Source organism: Aeromonas salmonicida subsp. salmonicida, assembly GCF_001643305.1.
In the GTDB taxonomy this organism is placed as follows: domain Bacteria; phylum Pseudomonadota; class Gammaproteobacteria; order Enterobacterales; family Aeromonadaceae; genus Aeromonas; species Aeromonas salmonicida.
Genome location: NZ_LSGW01000075.1, coordinates 1 through 1,043 on the forward strand (window position 1 = coordinate 1; position 1,043 = coordinate 1,043).

At 48.1% G+C, this 1,043-nt stretch carries 2 protein-coding genes; both read left to right on the forward strand.

All coding sequences use genetic code 11. The features are described 5' to 3' along the window. The first annotated feature begins 216 nt into the window (after positions 1–216). Positions 217–474, forward strand: coding sequence for a hypothetical protein (locus AXW79_RS22965; protein ID WP_129712452.1), 258 nt, complete (start codon positions 217–219; stop codon positions 472–474). A gap of 40 nt (positions 475–514) precedes the next feature. Next, a complete protein-coding gene (locus AXW79_RS22320) occupies positions 515–928 on the forward strand; it encodes a DUF2158 domain-containing protein (protein ID WP_005322157.1) in 414 nt (137 codons plus the stop codon). Positions 929–1,043 lie beyond the last annotated feature (115 nt).

Here is a 1,043-nt window from a genome sequence, read left to right on the forward strand (position 1 = left end):
ATGGCGTGGCCAATGGCCATGTTATCGCTTGTTATCTCTAACAATCACCTCGGGCAGTAATACGGGGGGAATTCCCAGACAACCATGCTCACACCATCCACGGGGGAGGGGTGTTATCTCTTACAAAGAGGCTTTTTATCATTAAAGGCTTGGTTTGCAAGCAATAGCCCCAATATCCGTATGGAGCATGGTGCTCAAACGAAAAGTGAGAAATGTATGTCTGATAAGATTGTGTCTGAATCTGAATCCGGTGCTGTTTTTGTTGAAAGCCTAGGTCTTGCGAGACGATTAACTACAACTCATGTAACTGGTTACGCTGGTGCGCAATCACAGACTCGCCGAGTCATGGCTGTAGCGTGTGCCCTTGAATTGATCAAAACGAGTGTCGCTGCAGGAGCCGAGTTACATGGGCAGATGCAGAGTTTGGGCGCTTATGCGGACACTATCGAAGAAGCACTTCAACAACATGAGTGATGCCGATAAAGCTAGTTATCGGCATCACCAGGGGTACTGAATGACAATTTATAGATTTTGCTCTTCTGGCGACGTTGTCACTTTGCATAGTGGTGGCCATAAAATGACAGTTAAATCAGTTGATTATGCTGAGCAGTCACCTGACGCTGAACGTGTCAATGTCTGTTGTGTATGGTTTAACGAAGCGTTGGGCGGACAACCAATCGAATACACATTCCAGCGTGAGCTGCTGAATCTTGTGGGCGATGAGTCACCATATGCACGATCACACATTCGATTCACTCTCGGCCAAGTGGTGAAACTTCGTAGTGGCGGGCCTTCGATGACGATTGCTGGCTTTGAAAGAACTGGCGATATTCGGGGCTATTTTTGCGTTTGGCTCGATGAGCACAACCGTGATCCTTTGACCTGCGTATTTCAAGCCGACTGCTTAGAAGCAGTGCCAGAGGCATAGCACTTTTGATACAGGGGCCTCCGGCCCCTTTGTTCTACCCACAAGCATGACTGCGCATAATGTCGATGGGCATTATGTTGAGGGTCTTCCCCTGCCATAATCCCCATTATGCGAA